Source organism: Vibrio methylphosphonaticus (assembly GCF_023634655.1).
GTDB classification, from domain to species: Bacteria; Pseudomonadota; Gammaproteobacteria; order Enterobacterales; family Vibrionaceae; genus Vibrio; species Vibrio methylphosphonaticus.
In genome coordinates, this window is sequence record NZ_JAMKMS010000036.1 from 1 (window position 1) to 22,032 (window position 22,032).

18 protein-coding genes are annotated in these 22,032 nt (G+C 45.4%); 4 read left to right on the plus strand and 14 right to left on the minus strand.

Translation table 11 applies throughout. From position 1 onward, the window contains the following. Nucleotides 1–245 precede the first annotated feature (245 nt). On the minus strand, nt 246–1,568 hold the full coding sequence (envZ, locus tag M9196_RS22565) for a two-component system sensor histidine kinase EnvZ (RefSeq protein ID WP_250619754.1): 1,323 nt from the start codon (nt 1,566–1,568) through the stop codon (nt 246–248). 92 nt (nt 1,569–1,660) lie between these two features. Next, the gene (gene ompR / locus M9196_RS22570; protein WP_250619755.1) at nt 1,661–2,380 is read right to left on the minus strand and encodes an osmolarity response regulator transcription factor OmpR; all 720 of its coding nucleotides are present in this window, start codon (nt 2,378–2,380) and stop codon (nt 1,661–1,663) included. A gap of 356 nt (nt 2,381–2,736) precedes the next feature. Here ompR and M9196_RS22575 point away from each other — a divergent pair, with 356 nt between their 5' ends. Together M9196_RS22575 and greB are read left to right on the plus strand one after the other, a co-directional pair. Further along, nucleotides 2,737–3,594, plus strand: coding sequence for a helix-turn-helix domain-containing protein (locus M9196_RS22575; RefSeq protein WP_250619756.1), 858 nt, complete (start codon nt 2,737–2,739; stop codon nt 3,592–3,594). Nucleotides 3,595–3,659: 65 nt separating this feature from the next. Further along, complete coding sequence (gene greB, locus M9196_RS22580) at nt 3,660–4,148, plus strand: transcription elongation factor GreB (protein ID WP_250619757.1); 489 nt, start codon at nt 3,660–3,662, stop codon at nt 4,146–4,148. Between the two features lie 129 nt (nt 4,149–4,277). Here the strand turns inward: greB and M9196_RS22585 are convergent, their stop codons facing one another. Further along, complete coding sequence (locus tag M9196_RS22585; RefSeq protein WP_250619758.1) at nt 4,278–4,865, minus strand: YjaG family protein; 588 nt, start codon at nt 4,863–4,865, stop codon at nt 4,278–4,280. Between the two features lie 65 nt (nt 4,866–4,930). Here M9196_RS22585 and M9196_RS22590 point away from each other — a divergent pair, with 65 nt between their 5' ends. Beyond that, on the plus strand, nt 4,931–5,857 hold the full coding sequence (locus tag M9196_RS22590) for a D-2-hydroxyacid dehydrogenase (RefSeq protein ID WP_250619759.1): 927 nt from the start codon (nt 4,931–4,933) through the stop codon (nt 5,855–5,857). 143 nt (nt 5,858–6,000) lie between these two features. Here M9196_RS22590 and M9196_RS22595 read toward each other — a convergent pair whose 3' ends face one another. The 3 genes from M9196_RS22595 to nudC all read right to left on the minus strand — a co-directional run bounded on the left by M9196_RS22595 (nt 6,001) and on the right by nudC (nt 8,881). Then, a complete protein-coding gene (locus M9196_RS22595; protein ID WP_250619760.1) occupies nt 6,001–6,534 on the minus strand; it encodes a DUF4136 domain-containing protein in 534 nt (177 codons plus the stop codon). 175 nt (nt 6,535–6,709) lie between these two features. Continuing rightward, on the minus strand, nt 6,710–7,777 hold the full coding sequence (gene hemE, locus M9196_RS22600) for a uroporphyrinogen decarboxylase (protein WP_250619761.1): 1,068 nt from the start codon (nt 7,775–7,777) through the stop codon (nt 6,710–6,712). A 306-nt stretch (nt 7,778–8,083) separates the two neighbouring features. Then, complete coding sequence (gene nudC / locus M9196_RS22605; RefSeq protein ID WP_250619762.1) at nt 8,084–8,881, minus strand: NAD(+) diphosphatase; 798 nt, start codon at nt 8,879–8,881, stop codon at nt 8,084–8,086. Between the two features lie 181 nt (nt 8,882–9,062). On the opposite strand from nudC, the gene rsd reads away from it, so the two are divergent. Continuing rightward, on the plus strand, nt 9,063–9,557 hold the full coding sequence (gene rsd / locus M9196_RS22610) for a sigma D regulator (RefSeq protein ID WP_250619769.1): 495 nt from the start codon (nt 9,063–9,065) through the stop codon (nt 9,555–9,557). Between the two features lie 246 nt (nt 9,558–9,803). On the opposite strand, the gene rpoC is transcribed toward rsd, so the two are convergent. The 8 genes from rpoC to secE form a co-directional block, all read right to left on the minus strand. Then, the gene (rpoC, locus tag M9196_RS22615) at nt 9,804–14,006 is read right to left on the minus strand and encodes a DNA-directed RNA polymerase subunit beta' (RefSeq protein WP_250619763.1); all 4,203 of its coding nucleotides are present in this window, start codon (nt 14,004–14,006) and stop codon (nt 9,804–9,806) included. A gap of 84 nt (nt 14,007–14,090) precedes the next feature. Beyond that, the gene (rpoB, locus tag M9196_RS22620; protein ID WP_250619764.1) at nt 14,091–18,116 is read right to left on the minus strand and encodes a DNA-directed RNA polymerase subunit beta; all 4,026 of its coding nucleotides are present in this window, start codon (nt 18,114–18,116) and stop codon (nt 14,091–14,093) included. A 249-nt stretch (nt 18,117–18,365) separates the two neighbouring features. Further along, nucleotides 18,366–18,734, minus strand: coding sequence for a 50S ribosomal protein L7/L12 (gene rplL / locus M9196_RS22625; protein ID WP_250619765.1), 369 nt, complete (start codon nt 18,732–18,734; stop codon nt 18,366–18,368). A gap of 57 nt (nt 18,735–18,791) precedes the next feature. Next, the gene (gene rplJ / locus M9196_RS22630) at nt 18,792–19,286 is read right to left on the minus strand and encodes a 50S ribosomal protein L10 (protein ID WP_017077558.1); all 495 of its coding nucleotides are present in this window, start codon (nt 19,284–19,286) and stop codon (nt 18,792–18,794) included. Between the two features lie 285 nt (nt 19,287–19,571). After that, nucleotides 19,572–20,273: a 50S ribosomal protein L1 gene (gene rplA / locus M9196_RS22635; RefSeq protein ID WP_250619766.1), complete on the minus strand. Its 702-nt coding sequence runs from the start codon at nt 20,271–20,273 to the stop codon at nt 19,572–19,574. A 4-nt stretch (nt 20,274–20,277) separates the two neighbouring features. Further along, nucleotides 20,278–20,706 (minus strand): 50S ribosomal protein L11, encoded by a 429-nt coding sequence (gene rplK / locus M9196_RS22640; protein ID WP_102471020.1) that lies wholly within the window; start codon nt 20,704–20,706, stop codon nt 20,278–20,280. Nucleotides 20,707–20,851: 145 nt separating this feature from the next. Beyond that, on the minus strand, nt 20,852–21,400 hold the full coding sequence (gene nusG, locus M9196_RS22645; RefSeq protein ID WP_250619767.1) for a transcription termination/antitermination protein NusG: 549 nt from the start codon (nt 21,398–21,400) through the stop codon (nt 20,852–20,854). A 13-nt stretch (nt 21,401–21,413) separates the two neighbouring features. Further along, nucleotides 21,414–21,791 (minus strand): preprotein translocase subunit SecE, encoded by a 378-nt coding sequence (secE, locus tag M9196_RS22650; RefSeq protein WP_250619768.1) that lies wholly within the window; start codon nt 21,789–21,791, stop codon nt 21,414–21,416. Nucleotides 21,792–22,032 lie beyond the last annotated feature (241 nt).

Genomic DNA, 22,032 nt, shown 5'->3' on the forward strand with positions numbered 1-22,032 from the left:
CGATAAGCCACACGCTTTAGGAGGTCCTCACTTTCGTGAGGATGACACCTACTTTTTATAGATATCATTCCGTTAGAGAACATCGTCATCCCCTTGAATAAGGCGATCTTCTCCAGCACTTCGCGCACTTAAAGGACGTAAACAAGGTGTCAGAGTCAAATGACTCTGACACCTTGTTATGAGGATGGCGTCTACTATTTGCTTCGCGAATTTAAAGAAAACGCTCTAAACCACCAGAAAGCAGTCTACCTCAACCCATTCTTGCCCACGACAGGGAAACTGACTTGAGCCATGAGCCCGCCCTGACTGCGATTTGAAATACTCACTGTGCCATAATGTTGACCGATGATACGCTTAACAATGGCTAAGCCAAGTCCAGTACCTTCACTTCCTCTTGCCGTATCACCACGAGTAAAGGGTTCAAAAAGGCGACTGATTTGGTCGGGTTCAATACCAGGGCCATTATCTTCAATACACACCCATGCCAACTTTTTATCGGCAGTCATACCAGTACTAACCTTAACCCAGCCGTTACCATAACGAATCGAGTTCACCACTAAATTGGTGATCGCGCGCTTAATCGCTATCGGGCTGCCATTAATGTCTTTGATCGTTTCCATCGGTTCAAAATCAATCTGGATTTCGTAACCCCCTTCTGAAGAGACAATATCCGATGAAATATCATTTAAGCTGAGTGCCTCAAAGCTTTGGGTATTCACTGGTTTAAGGTAATCCATAAACTGACCAATAATTTCATTACACTCTTCCGTATCGCTAATAATGCCTTCTGCTAAATAGCTGTCTTCAGGCGACATCATTTCCGTGGCAAGGCGAATGCGCGTAAGGGGGGTACGGATGTCATGACTAATACCCGCCATCAATAAGGTTCTATCTTCTTCCAGCTCTTGAATGCCCTTGGCCATCTGATTAAATGCTCTGGTCACTGAGCGGATCTCAGACGCGCCTTTTTCAGGCAGTGGCGGCGGGATCTCGCCTTTCCCTACTAACTTGGCCGCATGTTCTAACGCCATTAATGGTCGATTTTGCAAACGAATAAATAACCAACCTCCCATCACCACTAAGATAGCCATGATAAGGCTGTTTCTGAACAATGGCGCAAAGTCTTCTTCTTGCAATTCAGATAAAGGAATACGAATCAGTGAATTGGGCAGTGCATCGATCTGCATCCAAAGAATATAACTTTCCGACCCTAGGATAAGCCTCACTTCTGTTGGTGAATTTAATTCGTCACTCATTTCCTCACTCATCAAGTCGATAGACATCGCGTTATGGAATTCATTTGCCATCGCGCTATCTTTAGCGTGAATGGTTACGCCCAGTTGCTCCAATACGCGGCGCCTTAATGGCGCATCCATCTCTAGTTCTTCCCCTACCGCCTCTTGACCCTCCAAGATAAAAATCAACTCATGGGCAAGGATCTTATTAAACTGCTGCAAACTTGGCACCAAGGCATAGTTATAGACGGCGTAATAAGAAAAAACTTGGCTCGCCACCAACAGAGAAAAAAACAATAGAATGGATTGCGTGAATGAGCTGCGAAATCGCATAGAACTTCCTTTGGGGGCATGAAAGTGAAAAGTTGAAGCTTATAATAAACAAAAGGCTCTGAATTCATCCAGAGCCTTAGCGTTATTTCTCGTTATGCTTCTTTACCATCAGGTACGAACACATAACCCAATCCCCATACGGTTTGGATATAACGAGGTTTACTTGGGTCCACTTCTAACATGCGACGCAAGCGGGAAATCTGTACATCAATGGATCGTTCCATCGCCGAGTATTCACGACCACGAGCCATATTCATCAACTTGTCACGCGACATTGGCTCACGAGCGTTGGTCACTAATGCTTTAAGTACCGCGAATTCTCCTGAGGTTAAAGGCATAGCCTCATCACCACGGAACATTTCTCGTGTGCCTAAATTCAAACGAAATTCACCAAACTCCACCAAAGACTCTTCTTGGCTTGGTGCACCTGGTGCTTCTATTGTTTGACGACGCAATACCGCTTTGATTCGCGCTAACAATTCACGCGGATTAAACGGTTTTGGTAGGTAGTCATCGGCTCCAACTTCTAGCCCAACGATACGATCAACTTCATCGCCCTTCGCTGTCAGCATCAAAATAGGCAACATATTGTTGGCATTACGTAAACGACGACAAATCGACAAGCCATCTTCACCTGGTAGCATTAAATCCAATACCATTAGATGAAAGTTTTCACGGGTTAACAGGCGGTCCATCTGCTCACTGTTAGCAACACTGCGTACTTGGAATCCTTGCTCTGATAAGTAACGCTCTAACAACGCACGCAAACGCGCATCGTCATCAACAACTAAAATCTTGTGATTTTCTTGCATATTTGATTCCACCACTAAATAAAGCTATCACCATATCCATGCCTACGAGATGTGGCATCAATATCAAAGGTAAATGTAACATTTCGTGGGCAAAATTTGCGCACAGAATTGTTAACGTTTATGAATTATGGCTCATGATTGCTACTCCTGTCACAAAGCCATGCTTATTCGACTTGTTTTTTTTGTGTTACCGCATAAACGAACTCAGAAACCTGATTAACATCGTCGTAAACTCAGTTTCTTCAACTAACCCTTTGTAACACTTAGAAACGCGCAATTGTGAAACGATAAAGTTCACGGCTACTTTCTGCAAGTAAACTAGAGGTAGGTCAGACTATCAATAAAGGGAAAAGGATTTGAACCAAGGTAACGATCATCAATTCAATAAAATTAATTTTGCTGAAGCACTTAAATACTGGCGTAACTTTCACGGCATGTCGCAACTCGAGCTCGTGGAAGCGCTAAGTTTGTCACATAACTCCTTCCAAGGTATTAATCAGCCGATGCTGAGTAAGTGGGAACATGGCAATGGCCAGCCATCACTCATGCGTCGTATTGGGGTGGCGATTTATTTCTCTCAACCTTACCAATTTCAACCTGACGAACAACGTATCATTCAAAGTGTCGACAAATACGATGATGTTTTTGTTGGTCATGATCCTATTTATTCATACCCCATCGATGCATTTAAACATTACAAATGGGAAGAGCTGCCAGAGGATTATCGTCAGCAAATTACTCTCGCCCACGATACATACCGAGACGTTACGTTATCAACCTTAATAAGCCGCCTCGGAGTTGAGGATATTCGTGTTGTGATGGTCATGCACAATCAAAGTATTTTTGGTCATGCTATCTTCGGTACTAATGAGTTTGGTCAAGAGTGTTTATTGAATTACCTTGCCATTGATAAACCTTGCTATCACGAGGTGCACAACTACATCTGCCAACTCTACAAAGGCAAAACGCTGTTAGTTGCGACCTATTCCCCCTTGGCTACGACGATGCTTTCCGACATTTATATCCCGGTAAAATATCACCATGGCGGTGTAACGGTATTTGAATGCAATGTGGATACACTAAATAGCAATCCTTTCTTTAAGCAGCTATTTTCCGATGGTCGCATTGTCTCTTTACTAAGCCGCCATCAAACGATTCAGCGTGAGAAGCGCGTCGCTAACGAATTCAATGCCGAGAAAACCGTTCTTGTATAGCATAGATTGAGGTTTTTTCATTTCATGGCACACTAGCTACTCTGTTATTTTGAACATGACTTAAGATGAAAACCAAACTCATTACCCGCGAGGGCTACAATAAGCTAAAAGCGGAACACGATTACCTTTGGCATGAGAGACGGCCTGAAGTCACCAAGATTGTAACGTGGGCAGCCAGCTTAGGTGATCGCTCAGAGAATGCTGATTACACCTTTAATAAGCGGCTACTACGACAAATAGACCGTCGTGTGCGATTTTTACGTAAGTATTTACCGGATGTCACCATTGTCGACTATTCACCTCAACAAGAGGGTAAAGTGTTTTTTGGCGCTTGGATAGAAATAGAAAATGAGGCAGGCGACACCAAGTTGTTTCGAATTGTCGGCCCTGAAGAAATCTATGGTGACGCGAAGGGTTATATTTCGATTGATTCGCCGATGGCTCGAGCGCTGCTCAAAAAAGAAGTCGATGATGACTTTGCTGTGGAAACGCCAGAAGGGACAAAAGAGTGGTTTATTAATGCCATCCGCTACACCCAACCTGACAGCAGGTAACTGAATGATGAATGAATTCGGCGCTTTGATATTAGAAACAGAGATCGGTTAGCATTTAGCTAAGAGGCGATGATAGAAGCAAGTGCCCATCAATGCTGCAGAGGTACTCCACAGCATTGATAAGTACGATTATAGCGCAATACCAATGTTGCTCACGCCCTGCTCTTTGAGCTCAAGACGCAGTTCTTTGATCAGCTCGACATCACGTTCAGTACACTCACGCAGTGGGCGATAGATGGACCATTGTACGTCCCATTCTTCACAGACGGCTTCGTTGTCTTTTTGATTGTCGTTGGTGATTTCAATCTCTTGCTGCATTTCTTCAAGCTGAGCAACGGTCATTACCGATTGCTGGCTGATTTTCAGCGATGACTCTAAGAGATAATCTCTGTCGAGTAAACCATGCAGTAATGTCGATAGGGCCACGCATGCGTCGATTGCCGGATACACGCCATAAAAATCAAAATCTTCAGAACTAGGAATGATTTCTTCTAGCTTTTCTAGCTGTTTTTCAAAATTGATTTTTGCCGTTTTCACGGTCAACAATTCCCATACGCTATCCAAGATATCTCGGTATATTCGCGCTTCGGCAAACTGTGTGTTTTCGCAAAACATCGCAAAGTTTGGATACATGCGCTCGCACAAACTGGTCATAAAAGTGATATGCTGCCAAGGCTCAAATTTTTCGATACGTACCTGAATAGGGTTCTTTAACATGGTCGCTCTGCTGTGGTAGATAAAGACAGCGAAAGTGTAACCCCACGGATGAGGAATAGCCAGTAATGACGATGCAAAAGCACACCTTAGCGCTTGTTACCGAAGACAATGACAAATACTTGTCGCTGCTTAAACAGCGACAATTGCCTGATTTGGAGATTTGCGGTGAAGGTCAGTCTGCTTCGATTATTTTAGCTGCTCCACCCCAATTAGCAGGCACCCTAGATTGCTACCCTGACGTAAGGTGGATTCAGTCCACTTATGCGGGTGTCGATGCCTTGTTAACGAACGCGAGCATGCCACGTTTTCAGCTCACCAATGTTAAAGGCATATTTGGTCAGCAAATCAGTGAATACGTTCTAGGCCATACCATTAATCACTATCGCCACTTTGCCTTATATAAGCAGCAGCAAACCAATAGAGACTGGCAACAGCATCACTATCAGTCCTTAAATGGTAAGCGTATGGCAATTTTTGGTACTGGGGCAATTGGCAGCCACCTTGCCAATGTGGTGAAGGCGTTAGGGATTGTCCCAATTGGTATTAATCGCACGGGCATTCCGCCAAGACAGTCTGCATTTGCAGAAACGTACCACATCAATGAGGTGAGTACGCTGCTCGCCTCTGTGGACATTATCGTATCCACTTTGCCAAACACTCCTGACACACATGGCTTATTCAATGATGATCTTTTTGCTCATTGCCGTGGTATTTTATTTTTTAATGTTGGTCGTGGCGCGACTGTCGATACCCCATCACTGCTCCACGCACTGGAAGCAGGTCGTATTGACCACGCCTTTTTAGATGTCTTCATTAATGAGCCCATATCGCAAGAGTGCCCATACTGGCACCACAGCCAAGTGACGGTTACACCACACATCGCCGCACTGAGCTTTCCAGAACAAGTCGTTGATATCTTTGCAGAGAATTATTTGCGCTGGCGAGATGGCTTCCAGCTACAGAATTTAGTGGATTTTGATAAAGGGTATTAGTGGTTCTATGGTTCTATGGTTCTATGGTTCTATGGTTCTATGGTTCACAAAAGCCTATAAAGCACGACAAATCAATTAATTAAACACCATAATTAGTTGTCCCCCATAGGGCCACAGGACCATAGAGCCGCTCTTATCCGCTCTTACCTCGGATACTCCTCAAACATCTTATGCACTTGCTCTTGCACAAACACATCTCTATCCGCAGGCTCCATGGTTTCGGTGAGCTGTCTTTGCGACACCGAACTCCACACCACTTCATTGCTTTCAGCTTCAATAAGCTCCACATTCAATTTGCCAAATTTCTTTTCTTTAATTCGTTCTGGCGTTCGTACCCCAACCCCATAACCGCCGCCACCATAACTTCCACCACCAACACCAAACCCAAAGGTAGGGCCACTGCTTTGCAGCTCAGTACCTTCTAAAATACGGTAACGCACTAACACATCACTGTTGTTTTCCACTTGTTGCAAGCCTTTGATTGCTAGCTCGTTATCCACCGCTTTTTTGATGCGCGCAGCATCAAGCCCTACGGCAACGTCGGGGTTTTCTTGATATTGATAGGTTTTGAACGAAGAAAAGTTGGCGTTGGCATCATAGTCGGTTGCTACGTCAGCCGCACATCCTGATACGACCAATAGGACAATGGAGAAAAAGAGGGGGAGTTGTCGCGTCATACCGTCACCATAGTTCACACTCACTCAATTAAGCGTAGCTAATTTGCCGTAAGGTTCCTGCACTTTAAGCAAAATTCTCAGTTGTAAGACCTTTCATCCATAAAAAAACGCCCAGAGAAAACTCTGAGCGTTTGTCATTTCGTGGCCAGCAAGCGCGCTGGAAGCTCACTACCGATTACTTATGATACGGTTTTGATAGCTCGTGAACAGCGTCGACAAAGACACCGGCATTTTCTGGCGGAACATCGAGGTGAATACCATGACCAAGGTTAAATACATGCCCAGTACCATCGTCACCAAAGCCTTCAAGGATGGTCGCGACTTCTTCACGAATACGTTCTGGCTGTGCGTATAGAATTGAAGGGTCCATGTTTCCTTGCAGTGCGACTTTATCACCCACTCGTTTCTTAGCATCGGCGATATTGATCGTCCAGTCTAAGCCAAGTGCATCGCAACCGGTTGCAGCGATTTGTTCTAGCCACATTCCGCCATTTTTAGTGAATAGCGTAACGGGAACACGACGACCTTCGTTTTCACGAATTAAGCCATCAACAATCTTGTGCATGTACTGCAATGAGAACAAATTGTAATCTCGCGGTGTCAATACGCCACCCCAAGTATCAAATACCATGACGGATTGCGCGCCAGCTTTAATCTGTGCGTTCAAGTATTCAATGACACTGTCAGCCAATTTATCGAGCAGTAAGTGCAATGTTTGCGGCTCTGCATACATCATTTTTTTGATTTTAGTAAAAGCTTTTGAGCTGCCACCTTCTACCATGTAGGTTGCCAGAGTCCAAGGACTACCAGAGAAGCCAATCAGAGGGACTTCACCTTTTAAATCCTTGCGAATCTGACGAACAGCGTTCATAACGTATTGCAGTTCACCTTCTGGATCCGGCAAACCGATTTTATCGACATCGGCTTTACAAGTGATTGGACGTTCAAATTTAGGTCCCTCACCCGTTTCAAAGTAAAGACCTAGGCCCATCGCATCGGGGATGGTCAGAATGTCGGAAAATAAAATAGCCGCATCAAGAGGAAAACGACGAAGCGGTTGAAGGGTCACCTCAGAAGCCAGTTCAGCATTTTTACACAGCGACATAAAGTCACCCGCCACGCCGCGTGTTGCACGATATTCTGGTAGGTAACGACCAGCTTGACGCATCATCCATACAGGGGTGTGGTCTACTGGCTCTTTTCGTAGCGCTCTAAGGTAGCGATCGTTCTTCAGTTCCGTCATTCATTTTTCTCCAATTCGAAAGGCCATAGTTTAACGCTAATCATTGACGGTTGGCAGCCATAGACAACATTTCTTTTACCAAAATTTGAGTGTCGTCTACTCATGTGCGCTATCGCTCAAAAAGACAACACTTTGCAGGCTGGATCATATTATTAACATCTAAACGGACTGCGTATTTGCAACCACCTATACGCAGTGTTAAAAATCAAGCTGCTAGCGAAAATTACAATAATATACTGAGGTAATACTCAGCATCTCATAACGACATCTTACTTACCCCCTCCGCTTGCGGAGGGTTTTTTTTATCTATTTTCTCGCCGTATTTTTATCAATGCTAACTTGAGTCACCGTTTCTTCAATGAGTGCCCTAGCAATCGTGCCTTTAGGGGCGACCAGTGGCAGTGTTGTCGTATCAAACCACTGTGCATCTTTTAACTCGCGATAATCCGGTTTCACGTCACCACTTTCATAGTCAGCTAAAAATGCCATCATCATGCTACTCGGAAACGCCCAAGGTTGGCTCCCAACGTAGCGTATGTTGTTCACCTTAATCCCCGTTTCTTCGAAAATTTCACGAGCAACGCAGGTTTCCAACGTTTCTCCAACCTCAAGAAAACCTGCTATCACGGTATACATACCGCCCGCATGCCGCTGGTGCTGCGCAAGTAATATTTCGTCGCCTTTACGCACGGCGACGATAATACAAGGGAAAATACGTGGGTAGTGTAACGTGCGGCAATCTTGGCACTGCATTGCCAGCTGATTGTGATTTAAGTGCGCCCGTCCGCCACACTGCGGACAAAAGCGCATTGTCTGAGTCATATGCCCATACTGAACCGCTTTCGAAACTAAGCAAAACAATGAGTCAGGCAGATGCAACAACTCGCGTAAGGAAGTGAGAGCGCGTCTATCGTCCAGCTCCGCATCATTGATCCACATTAGTGGGACGCCTTCATATTCCCCGACTTTAATCGCCAGTGACGCTGGTAATGAAAATTCGGCGGCCGAGCCAAAAGGAAGCTCACCGTCAAGAAGCCAAAGTTCACTTCCCGCAACGACACACCAATAGGCTGGACTAATAATACCGTCACTTTTTTTTAACATCTTGAATCCTCAGCGCTTGCAGTTCATCCATTTTACTGGCAATCTAAAATCATACCAGCTGGAAAACTATAAATCCTAATTCTGGTATCAGAGAAATGATTTCTCGCTAACCTCAGTTATTTAAAGCTTGTGGTTATCTAAAACGCTTGTGGCTGTTAATCTCCAGCCCGATCATGAGGACATGGTCATGTTAAATAAATTCAAAAACGCACAAGAACAATGGGGTGGCTCAAGTGAAGTCATCGATCATTGGCTAGAAACACGACAAGCGCTTATCGTTGAATACTGTAAGCTCGCTGCATTACAACCTGCTTCTTCTCAATCCAACGTGATTGAACTCCCTACTCCATCCGATATTGGCTCATTCTGCGATCATTTAGTCGATTATATTTCTGAAGGTCATTTCAAGATCTATGACATGGTGATGGACAAGTGGAAAGCGACAGGCTTTAAGACCAATGAAGAAATTGATGGGGCGTACGCTAAAATCGTTCTCACCACTGAGCCGCTACTTGAATTCAACGATAAATATGTCGGGCTTTCACAAGACAATGATTTGCCGGGTTTTGAACCAGACATGTCAAAAGTGGGCGAGATTTTAGAGCTGCGTTTTGAAGTAGAAGACCGACTGATACAGCTAATTGCCGACAGTTTAGCGATTCCGCCTGGGGCATAATAGTTACCAGCACTTATACCAGAAGGTACACCGGCGTCATCCTCACGAAAGTGAGGACCTTCCTTCGCATGTGACTCACTTACTGCGTTTCAATTAACCAAGACACGCGTATTAGAGATCCCCCTTTTTCAAGGGGATAACGTTGTTTTTAGTCTTCACTTCATAAGCAAACAAATACAAAAATCATAAGCAAACAAATACAAAAAAGGCGCCTTTCGGCGCCTTTTTTTATCTCTCTAGCAACGATTACTCGTCAGAAGAGAAGCCTGCATTTAGAAGTGCAGCTAGGTTATCCGTTGCTTGTTCAGCTGACGGGCCTTCTTGTACTTCGTTACGCTTAGCTTGACGGTCTTGGTGATACGCAAAACCTGTACCTGCTGGAATCAAACGACCAACAATTACGTTCTCTTTCAGACCACGAAGATCATCACGCTTACCAGAAACCGCAGCTTCTGTTAGTACACGTGTTGTCTCTTGGAACGATGCCGCTGAGATAAATGACTCAGTTGCAAGAGAGGCTTTGGTAATACCTAGTAGGTCACGTTCGAAACGTACTAGTTCTTTACCTTCCGCTTCTAGAGCGCGGTTAGCAATCTTAACGTTGTGGTATTCAACTTGCTCACCAGGTAAGAACTCAGAGTCACCAGCATGAGTGATTGTACATTTACGTAGCATTTGACGAACGATAGTCTCAATGTGCTTATCGTTAATCTTAACGCCTTGTAGACGGTATACTTCTTGAACTTCGTTCGCGATGTATTGAGTCACAGCGTGAATGCCACGTAGACGTAGAATGTCATGTGGAGTTTCTGGACCATCAGCAATAACGTCACCACGTTCAACACGTTCACCTTCGAACACGTTCAACTGACGATGCTTAGGAATCATCTCTTCGTAATTATCACCGCCATCGCGAGTGATAACTAGACGACGTTTACCCTTCGTCTCTTTACCAAATGAAACCATACCAGAGTGCTCAGCAAGAATTGCTGGCTCTTTAGGCTTACGAGCTTCAAATAGATCCGCTACGCGAGGTAGACCACCGGTGATGTCTCGGTTTCCGCCAGATTTCTGAGGAATACGAGATAACGTGTCACCAACGCCAACTTCTGCGCCATCTTCAATGTTAACGATCGCTTTACCAGGTAGGAAGTAAAGTGCTGGCATATCAGTGCCGGCGATCATTACGTCTTTACCTTGCTCATCTACAAGTTTGATAGCTGGACGCATATCTTTACCTGCAGCTGGACGAGCAGCTGGTTCAGTAACTTCACTTGAAGATAGACCCGTTAGGTCATCTGTTTGACGAGAAACCGTCACGCCGTCGATCATGTCAACAAACTGGATGCGACCTGCCACTTCAGTGATGATTGGCAGTGTGTGCGCTTCCCAGTTAGCCACAACGTCACCAGCTTGTACTGCGTCGTTGTCTGCTTTGCTTAGGATCGAACCGTAAGGAAGTTTGTGCTTCTCTTTAGTACGGCCAAACTCATCAATAATCGTCATCTCAGATGCACGAGAAGTGATAACCAGTTTCTTATCTTTGTTGATAACAAACTTAGCGTTATGAAGTTTAACGGTACCCGTTGTCTTCGCTTGGATGCTGTTTTCTGCTGCCGCTGTAGATGCTGCACCACCGATGTGGAACGTACGCATCGTTAGCTGTGTACCCGGCTCACCGATAGACTGAGCAGCAATAACGCCAACTGCTTCGCCTTGGTTCACTAGGTGACCACGTGCTAGGTCACGACCATAACACTGTGCACAACAACCGAAGTCTGCATCACAGGTAACGACTGAGCGCACTTTCATGCGGTCTACAGAGTTATCTTCCATGATTTGACACCACTTCTCATCAATCAGAGTATTACGTGGAATCAGAACATCTTCAGTACCCGGCTTAAGAACGTCTTCAGCAACAACACGACCAAGAGCCAACTCAGAAAGTGCAACTTTAACGTCACCACCTTCGATATGAGGCATCATGTCAACACCTTCATGGGTGCCACAGTCATGTTCGTGTACTACAACGTCTTGAGCAACGTCTACTAGACGACGAGTTAGGTAACCCGAGTTTGCTGTTTTCAGTGCTGTATCCGCAAGACCCTTACGAGCACCGTGCGTTGAGATAAAGTACTGAAGGACGTTTAGACCTTCTTTAAAGTTCGCGGTGATTGGCGTCTCGATGATTGAACCATCTGGACGAGCCATCAGACCACGCATACCAGCAAGCTGACGAATCTGAGCAGCAGAACCACGAGCGCCCGAGTCAGCCATCATGTAGATGCTGTTAAACGACTCTTGTTGCTCTTCTTCACCGTCACGGTTAATAACCGTTTCTGATGAAAGGTTGTCCATCATCGCTTTCGCTACGCGATCATTGGTCGAAGCCCAAATATCGATCACTTTGTTGTAGCGCTCACCCGCGGTTACTAGACCAGATTGGAACTGATCTTGAATTTCGCGAACTTCTTCTTCTGCTGATTCGATTTCGTCGTACTTCGCTTGAGGTACAACCATGTCATCGATACCAACTGAAACGCCTGATAGTGCCGCGTAAGCGAAACCAGCGTACATGATTTGGTCAGCAAAAATTACGGTGTCTTTAAGACCTAGCTTACGGTAACACTCATTCAGTAGGTTAGAGATTTGCTTCTTACCTAGCTTTTGGTTTACCAAGCTGTATGGAAGACCCGTTGGTACGATTTGCCACAACATTGCACGACCAACAGTAGTATCTACCATGCCTGTGCTTGTTGTGCTGTTACCATCTTCGTCAACCACTGTTTCAGTGATACGTACTTTTACGCGAGCGTGAAGCTCTGCGCTCTTAGTACGGTATGCCTTCTCAGCCTCTTCAGGGCCGGCAAGGTACATACCTTCACCTTTAACGTTGATCTTGTCACGCGTCATGTAGTAAAGACCCAATACAACGTCCTGAGAAGGTACGATGATCGGATCACCTGATGCTGGAGACAGAATGTTATTCGTCGACATCATCAGTGTACGTGCTTCAAGCTGTGCTTCTAAAGTTAGAGGCACGTGAACCGCCATTTGGTCACCATCGAAGTCGGCGTTATAGGCCGCACACACTAGGGGGTGAAGCTGAATCGCTTTACCTTCGATTAGTACTGGTTCAAACGCTTGGATACCTAGACGGTGAAGTGTAGGTGCACGGTTAAGCAGTACTGGGTGTTCGCGGATTACTTCGTCTAGGATATCCCAAACGATCGCTTCTTCGCGCTCTACCATTTTCTTAGCTGCTTTGATTGTCGTCGCCATGCCACGAGTTTCTAGCTTGCTGTAGATGAATGGTTTAAATAGCTCTAGTGCCATCTTCTTAGGAAGACCACACTGGTGCAGACGAAGGTATGGACCTACTGTGATTACAGAACGGCCAGAGTAGTCTACACGTTTACCTAGAAGGTTCTGACGGAAACGACCTTGCTTACCCTTGATCATATCAGCAAGAGATTTCAGAGGACGCTTGTTCGAACCTGTGATCGCACGACCGCGACGACCGTTATCTAGAAGGGCATCAACAGACTCTTGCAACATACGCTTTTCGTTACGTACGATGATGTCTGGAGCCGCTAGCTCTAGAAGACGCTTCAAACGGTTGTTACGGTTAATCACACGACGGTAAAGGTCGTTCAGATCAGATGTCGCAAAGCGACCGCCGTCTAGTGGAACTAGAGGACGTAGATCTGGCGGTAGAACCGGAAGAACAGTCAAGATCATCCATTCAGGGTTGTTACCCGATTGAATGAAGGCTTCAACTAGCTTCAGGCGCTTAGTGATTTTCTTACGCTTAGTTTCAGAGTTAGTGGTTTCCAACTCTTCGCGCATTTGTTCCGCTTCTGCGTGCATGTCCATAGTAGACAGCAGATCTTTGATCGCTTCTGCACCCATCTTAGCTGTGAACTCATCACCCCACTCTTCTAGGCGATCAAGATACTCATCTTCAGTAAGCATCTGTGATTTTTCTAGATCAGTCATGCCTGGTTCTGTCACGACGTACATTTCAAAGTACAGTACGCGTTCGATATCACGTAGAGGGATATCCATCAACAAACCGATACGAGACGGCAGTGATTTTAGGAACCAGATGTGAGCAACAGGTGAAGCAAGCTCGATGTGGCCCATACGGTCACGACGAACTTTAGTTTGCGTTACTTCAACGCCACACTTTTCACAGATAACACCGCGGTGTTTCAAACGCTTGTATTTGCCACAAAGACATTCGTAGTCTTTAACTGGACCAAAAATACGCGCACAGAATAGACCATCACGCTCAGGCTTGAACGTACGATAGTTGATCGTTTCTGGTTTCTTAACTTCACCAAAAGACCATGAACGAATCATGTCAGGTGAAGATAGACCGATTTTGATTGCATCAAATTCTTCGGTCTTATGCTGTGCTTTTAGAAAGTTTAATAAGTCTTTCACAATCAGCTCCTGTGAGGAGTTAAAAGGGGCCCGCTCTTAAACTATAGAGCGAGCACCTTCCTACCAGATAATCCTAATAAAGGATTATTCGTCTTCTAGCTCGATGTTGATACCTAGCGAGCGGATCTCTTTCAACAATACGTTGAACGATTCTGGCATGCCAGGTTCCATGCTGTGGTTGCCGTCGACGATGTTCTTATACATCTTCGTACGACCGTTAACGTCATCTGACTTAACCGTTAGCATTTCTTGTAGAGTGTAAGCAGCACCGTATGCTTCTAGTGCCCATACTTCCATCTCACCGAAACGCTGACCACCGAACTGAGCTTTACCACCAAGTGGTTGCTGAGTTACAAGGCTGTACGAACCAGTAGAACGAGCGTGCATCTTGTCGTCAACCAAGTGGTTCAGTTTCAGCATGTACATGTAACCAACGGTTACAGGACGCTCAAACTGGTCACCAGTACGACCATCAAACAAGGTTAACTGACCTGATTCAGGTAGGTCACCCAGTTTCAATAGTTCTTTGATAGAGCCTTCAGTAGCACCATCAAATACTGGTGTCGCAATCGGTAGACCACCACGTAGGTTTTTCACCAATGTACGAACTTCGTCGTCGGACAATTCAGCAATGTCAACGTTCTGGCGAGTACCGCCTAGATCGTAGACTTTTTGCAAGAATTCACGGAATTTCGCGAGTTCTTGTTGCTCTTTAACCATCTGGTTAATCTTGTCACCGATACCTTTCGCCGCCAGACCTAAGTGAACTTCTAGGATCTGACCGATGTTCATACGCGAAGGTACACCCAGTGGGTTAAGCACGATGTCAACAGGCTGACCTTTGCCATCATATGGCATGTCTTCAACAGGGTTGATCTTAGAGATTACACCTTTGTTACCGTGACGACCGGCCATCTTATCACCAGGCTGGATACGACGTTTAACCGCTAGGTAAACTTTAACAATCTTAAGAACGCCAGGCGCTAGATCATCACCTTGAGTGATCTTACGACGCTTAGTTTCAAACTTCTTATCGAAGTCCGCTTTTAGCTCGTCGTTTTGCTCTGCAAGTTGCTCAAGTTGAGTTTGCAGTGCGTCATCTTCTAGCGTTAGCTCTAGCCATCTCTTACGACCGATAGTATCAAGCTTCTCTTCAGAGTAACCACCTTGAAGAAGTACAGCTCTTACACGCGCTAGTAGACCACCTTCAAGAATTTGGAACTCTTCAGTTAGATCTTTCTTCGCTTCTTTAAGCTGCATCTGCTCTATTTCTAGAGCACGTTTGTCTTTTTCTACGCCATCGCGAGTAAAGACTTGAACGTCAATGATGGTACCAGAAACAGAGTTTGGTACACGTAGTGATGTATCTTTAACATCTGATGCTTTTTCACCGAAGATAGCACGTAGTAGCTTCTCTTCAGGTGTGAGTTGAGTTTCACCTTTAGGGGTTACTTTACCAACTAGGATGTCGCCACCCTTAACTTCAGCACCGATGTAAACGATACCTGACTCGTCTAGTTTAGACAGAGCAGATTCACCTACGTTTGGAATATCCGCTGTGATCTCTTCAGAGCCCAGCTTAGTATCACGAGCCACACAAGATAGTTCTTGGATGTGGATTGTCGTGAAACGGTCTTCTTGAACTACGCGCTCAGATACTAAGATCGAGTCTTCGAAGTTATAACCATTCCAAGGCATGAACGCGATACGCATGTTTTGACCAAGTGCCAATTCACCTAGATCCGTTGAAGGACCATCAGCCAATACATCGCCGCGAGCAACAGGCTCACCAGGAAGTACCGTTGGACGTTGGTTAATACAAGTGTTCTGGTTCGAACGCGTGTACTTAGTTAGGTTGTAAATGTCGATGCCTGCTTCACCAGGAATCAGCTCATCTTCATTAACCTTAACTACGATACGAGATGCGTCAACAGACTGCACCATACCGCCACGTTTCGCTACCGCTGTAACGCCCGAGTCAACGGCTACGTTACGCTCAATACCAGTACCAACAAGCGGCTTATCAGCGCGCAAAGTCGGAACAGCTTGACGTTGCATGTTCGCACCCATCAATGCACGGTTCGCATCATCGTGTTCTAGGAACGGGATAAGCGAAGCAGCGATAGATACTACTTGGTTTGTTGCAACGTCCATGTAGTTAACATGGTCACGCGGGTGAAGACCAGATTCGCCTTTTTGACGAGCTGTAATCAGTTCATCAGCAAAGTTATTATCTTCGGTTAACGCGGCATTCGCCTGTGCGATAACAAATTGACCTTCTTCAATAGCTGACAAGTAATCAACTTCATCAGTCACAACACCTTCTACAACACGACGGTACGGCGTTTCTAGGAAACCGTACTCATTACAACGTGCAAACGCAGATAGTGAGTTGATCAAACCGATGTTTGGACCTTCAGGCGTTTCGATCGGACATAGACGACCGTAGTGCGTAACGTGTACGTCACGTACTTCAAAGCCAGCACGCTCACGAGTAAGACCACCAGGACCCAAAGCAGAGATACGACGTTTGTGCGTCACTTCTGATAACGGGTTGTTTTGGTCCATAAACTGAGACAGTTGTGAAGAGCCAAAGAATTCTTTTACGGCTGCAGAGATCGGCTTAGCATTGATAAGGTCTTGAGGCATGATTGCATCAAGGTCACCAAGGCTTAGGCGCTCTTTCACTGCACGTTCTACACGAACTAGACCAACACGGAATTGGTTTTCAGCCATCTCACCAACACTACGAATACGACGGTTGCCAAGGTGGTCGATATCGTCCACTTCACCAATGCCGTTACGAATGCCGATCAGTTTCTTCATTACTTCGACGATATCGGTTTCGTCAAGAATGCCTTGCTCGAGTGCGTCTTCACGCATGATAGAGCTGTTAAACTTCATACGACCAACAGTCGATAAGTCATAACGCTCTTCAGCAAAGAATAGGCTTTGGAACAGTGATTCTGCTGCTTCTTTCGTTGGTGGCTCACCCGGGCGCATCATGCGGTAGATTTCTACCAATGCAGAGATGCGGTCTACCGTGCTGTCTACACGCAACGTGTCTGACATGAACGGACCGTGGTCTAGATCGTTCGTAAATAGAACTTCTAGTTGCTTGTGGCCTGCCTGCGAAAGATTCGCTAATGCTTCCAAGCTGATCTCGTGGTTTGCACCAACAATGATCTCGCCTGTCGCCTCATTGATGTAGTCTTTAGCCGCTACTTTACCGACGATGTATTCAACCGGTACTTCAATGAAATCAACGCCATCTTTTTCAAGTTGACGGATATGACGCGCAGTGACGCGACGGCCAGTCTCAACATAAGTCTTGCCGTTTGCTTCGATATCAAAAGAAGCGGTTTCGCCACGTAGGCGTTCCGGTACCAACTCCATTAATAGAGTTTGGTCTTTTACTTCGAAGTTAATCTTATCGAAGAAGATATCGAGGATCTCTTCCGACGTTTTACCTAGTGCACGAAGAATGATCGATGCAGGTAGTTTACGACGGCGGTCGATTCGAACGTACAAGTTATCCTTAGGATCAAACTCGAAGTCGAGCCATGAACCACGGTAAGGAATAACACGTGCGTTATAAAGAACTTTACCTGAAGAGTGGGTCTTACCCTTATCGCTGTCGAAGAACACGCCTGGGCTTCGGTGCAGCTGGGATACGATAACCCTCTCGGTACCATTAATTACGAAGGTACCATTGTCTGTCATAAGCGGAATTTCGCCCATGTAGACTTCTTGTTCTTTAATATCTTTTACAGTACCCGCTGGTGCGTCTTTATCAAAAACAACTAGGCGTAATTTCACGCGTAGTGGCTTTGAATAAGTTACGCCACGAATTTGACATTCTTTAACATCAAACACTGGCTCGCCAAGACGGTAGCTAACGTATTGCAGCTCAGAATTGCCGTTATAGCTCTGAATTGGAAACACAGAACGAAAAGCAGCTTCAAGTCCATATTGTCCTTCAGGATCCTGTTCGATAAACTTGTCGAAAGAATCAAGCTGGATCGATAGCAGGTATGGAATGTCCAAAACTTGTGGACGAGTACCAAAGTCCTTACGGATGCGCTTTTTCTCGGTATAAGAGTAAACCATGGGGTTCCTCAGCTCGCTGATAAGTGACCCAAACTGTCCGCCCAAACCTAGTTACTTAAGGTGGGTAATGGGACAGTGACTAACAACTGTTTACTGTAGTGACGTTAACTCAAGCGTCGAGCAACGTTTTTTGCATGGTACATAGGTGCTTAAACAGCGGGAAAATTCACCTACGCCCTACAGCGCAAAAAGGCCGGTGGTTAAAAAACCACCAGCCATTAGCCTTTCGGCTATGAAGCTAAGTAATAATTACTTAACTTCAACAGTAGCACCAGCTTCTTCTAGAGTCGCTTTAAGTGCTTCTGCTTCAGCTTTCTCTACGCCTTCTTTAAGAGGTGCAGGAGCGCCGTCTACAAGAGCTTTAGCTTCTTTAAGACCTAGGCCAGTTGCGCCACGTACAGCTTTGATAACTTGTACTTTGTTTGCGCCAACAGCAGTTAGAACTACGTCGAATTCAGTTTGCTCAGCAGCAGCGTCGCCGCCAGCTGCGCCACCAGCTACAACTGCAGCAGCAGCAGTAACACCGAATTTCTCTTCCATAGCTTCGATAAGCTCAACAACTTGCATTACAGACATTTCTGCAACTGCGTCTAGGATTTGCTCGTTAGTAATAGACATAACAATTCTCTTTTAAGTCAACAATAAGTTTATTTAGCAACCAGTAAAAAGCAAGGCTTAAGCCGCAGCTTCTTCTTTTTGGTCGCGAACAGCAGCGATAGTACGAACCAGCTTGCCAGCAGAAGCTTCTTTCATGCACATCATTAGGCGTGCGATTGCTTCGTCGTAAGTTGGTAGTGTCGCTAGTACATCAGCATCAGTAACCGCGCCTTCAAATGCAGCAGCTTTGATCTCGAATGTTTTGTTCTCTTTAGCGAAGTCTTTGAAAAGACGCGCTGCAGCACCAGGGTGCTCGTTAGAGAACGCAAGTAGGCTAGGACCAGTAAATGTGTCTTGTAGACACTCATACTCAGTACCTTCTACCGCACGGCGTGCTAGTGTGTTACGAACAACTCTCATGTAAACACCCGCTTCACGCGCTTGTTTACGTAGAGAAGTCATCGCGCCAACAGTAACGCCACGAGAGTCAGCTACAACTGCAGAAAGTGCACCACTGGCTGCTTCGTTGACTTCAGCAACAATTGCTTTTTTGTCTTGAAGGTTTAAAGCCATTTGGGATTTACTCCTGGTTGTTATTACACCACTCAGCATCATAATGATACCGAGAGCTAATACGGTGCATTCCCATAAGCCAATTGATTTCGAAAAATCAACCCGCTTTAAGTCGGGCACCGTCTACGTAGGTTTAATTAAGTTCAAATCGAAAAATGAACGCCTACGGTCTTGGACGGAGACTGACATTCCACAAGTGAATTATCAGCCTCAACCACAAATTTTGATAGGCGCAAAATTATACATAATTTTTACGCCTATGCAAGCTTTTAAGCGATTAGGCTATTAAGCTTGAGTGTTCAGGGTACCCTGATCCACAGTAACGCCAGCACCCATAGTAGTAGAGATGCTCACTTTCTTCAGGAAAACACCTTTCGCTGAAGACGGCTTAGCTTTCTTAAGAGCAACTAGAAGAGTCTCTAGGTTCTCTTGAAGCTGGTTTGCTTCGAAAGATACTTTACCGATTGTAGTGTGGATGATGCCGTTTTTGTCGTTACGGTAACGAACCTGACCAGCTTTAGCGTTCTTAACCGCTTCAGCAACGTTAGGTGTTACAGTACCAACTTTAGGGTTTGGCATAAGGCCGCGTGGACCTAGGATAGTACCTAGTTGACCAACAACGCGCATTGCATCTGGAGAAGCAACAACTACGTCGAAGTTCATTTCGCCCTTCTTCACTTGCTCAGCAAGATCTTCCATACCAACGATGTCTGCGCCAGCTGCTTTAGCGGCTTCAGCGTTTGCACCTTGAGTGAACACTGCTACGCGGATTTCGCGGCCAGTACCGTGCGGAAGTACAGTTGCACCACGTACGTTCTGGTCAGATTTACGAGCATCGATGCCTAGGTTAACAGCAACGTCTACAGACTCTACGAATTTAGCTGTTGCTAGTTCTTTAAGAAGAGCTACAGCTTCGTTGATGTCGTATTCTTTAGTTACTTCAACTTTGTCGCGGATTACGCGCATACGCTTAGTAAGTTTTGCCATGTTCTTAACCCTCTACCACTAGGCCCATTGAACGAGCAGTACCCGCAATAGAACGTTTCATCGCTTCAATATCAGCACCAGTCATATCAGCAGCTTTAGTTTCTGCGATTTCTTGGATTTGAGCATCAGTAACAGTACCCACTTTTTCAGTGTTAGGACGGCCAGAGCCAGACTTAACGCCAGCAGCTTTCTTAAGAAGAACAGCAGCAGGTGGAGTTTTTGTTACGAACGTGAAAGAACGGTCACTGTAAACAGTGATAACTACTGGAGTCGGTAGACCTTTCTCAACAGATTCTGTTTTTGCGTTAAACGCTTTACAGAATTCCATGATGTTCACACCGTGTTGACCTAGAGCAGGACCAACCGGTGGACTAGGGTTCGCCATACCTGCTGCAACTTGCAACTTGATATAAGCTTCAACTTTCTTAGCCATGATATTTCCTAATATTTGGGTTCAAACGCTAACCATTCGATCAGCTCCCCAGTTTGCAATAAATACTTTTTGCAGTAATACCTACAAAAAGGCGCGAAATTATAATCATAATTCGCGCCTTAAACAACCCTAAAAAGGTGTTTTTTTAATCAAGTTTTTCAACTTGACCAAACTCGAGCTCAACCGGTGTTGCACGACCAAAGATCGATACAGACACTTTAATGCGGCTCTTGTCGTAATCCACTTCTTCAACGGTACCGTTGAAGTCTGCGAATGGACCATCGTTCACACGTACCACTTCACCTGCTTCAAACATCGTTCTTGGACGAGGTGCTTCACTTGCTTTCTCTAGACGGTTAAGAATAGCATCCGCTTCTTTATCTGTGATAGGTGCAGGACGGTCAGAGGTTCCACCAATGAAGCCCATGACACGTGGCACACTGCGCACTAAGTGCCAAGATTCATCGTTCATCAACATCTGAACAAGAACATAGCCTGGGAAGAACTTACGCTCACTTTTACGACGTTGACCAGCGCGGATTTCCACAACTTCTTCAGTTGGTACTAGCACTTCGCCAAAGTAGTCTTCCATCGCGTGCATTTTAATATGTTCGCGAAGAGACTGAGCCACACGTCCTTCAAAACCTGAGAAGGCTTGAACAACGTACCAGCGTTTTTTCGGAGCTTCACTCATGAATTAAGACCCTCTATATCCCGGTTACTAAAGCCACTAGGCGAACCATAATGCCGTCAATACCCCATAGCGCCAGTGCCATTACAACACTTACTGCTAGGACGATTAACGTAGTTTGCGTCGTTTCTTGGCGCGTCGGCCATACCACTTTGCGCACTTCTACTCGCGCTTCACGAGCAAACAAAATCGCAGCTTTACCTTTTGTTGTTGTAGCGGCAACACCAAGTGCTACTGCAATCAATACAACGACACCTGCAGCACGGATTACTACTGAAAGCTCTCCATACAGGTAATTACCCACAACAGCGGCGGCCAACAGAGCGAAAGCGACAATCCACTTCATTATATCTGCTGCGTTTGAGCTTTCAGGAGCTTCAGCATTTGCTTTCATAAAACCAACCTGTGACAAGTCTTTATTAGACGACAACAACCCCGCTGCTGCAGGGCTTATTCCTTTGTGCTGGTGAAATATGAGTCAAACCAACACCCTACAAAAAGCTCAGCAAGTGTTTAAACACATCCTCAGCCTTAAAAATCCTTTAATTATTCACCAAATTGGCGAATATTGCGCCTCTATAAATAGTAGCGCATAAAAAGGGCATCAAATGATGCCCTTTTTACTAGTGCTTCGT

Coding starts and splice junctions, on each gene's coding strand:
- envZ (WP_250619754.1), bottom strand. CDS start 1,568: ATGCGATTTCGCAGCTCATTCACGCAATCCATTCTATTGTTTTTTTCT.
- ompR (WP_250619755.1), bottom strand. CDS start 2,380: ATGCAAGAAAATCACAAGATTTTAGTTGTTGATGACGATGCGCGTTTG.
- greB (WP_250619757.1), top strand. CDS start 3,660: ATGAAAACCAAACTCATTACCCGCGAGGGCTACAATAAGCTAAAAGCG.
- M9196_RS22585 (WP_250619758.1), bottom strand. CDS start 4,865: ATGTTAAAGAACCCTATTCAGGTACGTATCGAAAAATTTGAGCCTTGG.
- M9196_RS22590 (WP_250619759.1), top strand. CDS start 4,931: ATGACGATGCAAAAGCACACCTTAGCGCTTGTTACCGAAGACAATGAC.
- M9196_RS22595 (WP_250619760.1), bottom strand. CDS start 6,534: ATGACGCGACAACTCCCCCTCTTTTTCTCCATTGTCCTATTGGTCGTA.
- hemE (WP_250619761.1), bottom strand. CDS start 7,777: ATGACGGAACTGAAGAACGATCGCTACCTTAGAGCGCTACGAAAAGAG.
- nudC (WP_250619762.1), bottom strand. CDS start 8,881: ATGTTAAAAAAAAGTGACGGTATTATTAGTCCAGCCTATTGGTGTGTC.
- rsd (WP_250619769.1), top strand. CDS start 9,063: ATGGTCATGTTAAATAAATTCAAAAACGCACAAGAACAATGGGGTGGC.
- rpoB (WP_250619764.1), bottom strand. CDS start 18,116: ATGGTTTACTCTTATACCGAGAAAAAGCGCATCCGTAAGGACTTTGGT.
- rplL (WP_250619765.1), bottom strand. CDS start 18,734: ATGTCTATTACTAACGAGCAAATCCTAGACGCAGTTGCAGAAATGTCT.
- rplJ (WP_017077558.1), bottom strand. CDS start 19,286: ATGGCTTTAAACCTTCAAGACAAAAAAGCAATTGTTGCTGAAGTCAAC.
- rplA (WP_250619766.1), bottom strand. CDS start 20,273: ATGGCAAAACTTACTAAGCGTATGCGCGTAATCCGCGACAAAGTTGAA.
- rplK (WP_102471020.1), bottom strand. CDS start 20,706: ATGGCTAAGAAAGTTGAAGCTTATATCAAGTTGCAAGTTGCAGCAGGT.
- nusG (WP_250619767.1), bottom strand. CDS start 21,400: ATGAGTGAAGCTCCGAAAAAACGCTGGTACGTTGTTCAAGCCTTCTCA.
- secE (WP_250619768.1), bottom strand. CDS start 21,791: ATGAAAGCAAATGCTGAAGCTCCTGAAAGCTCAAACGCAGCAGATATA.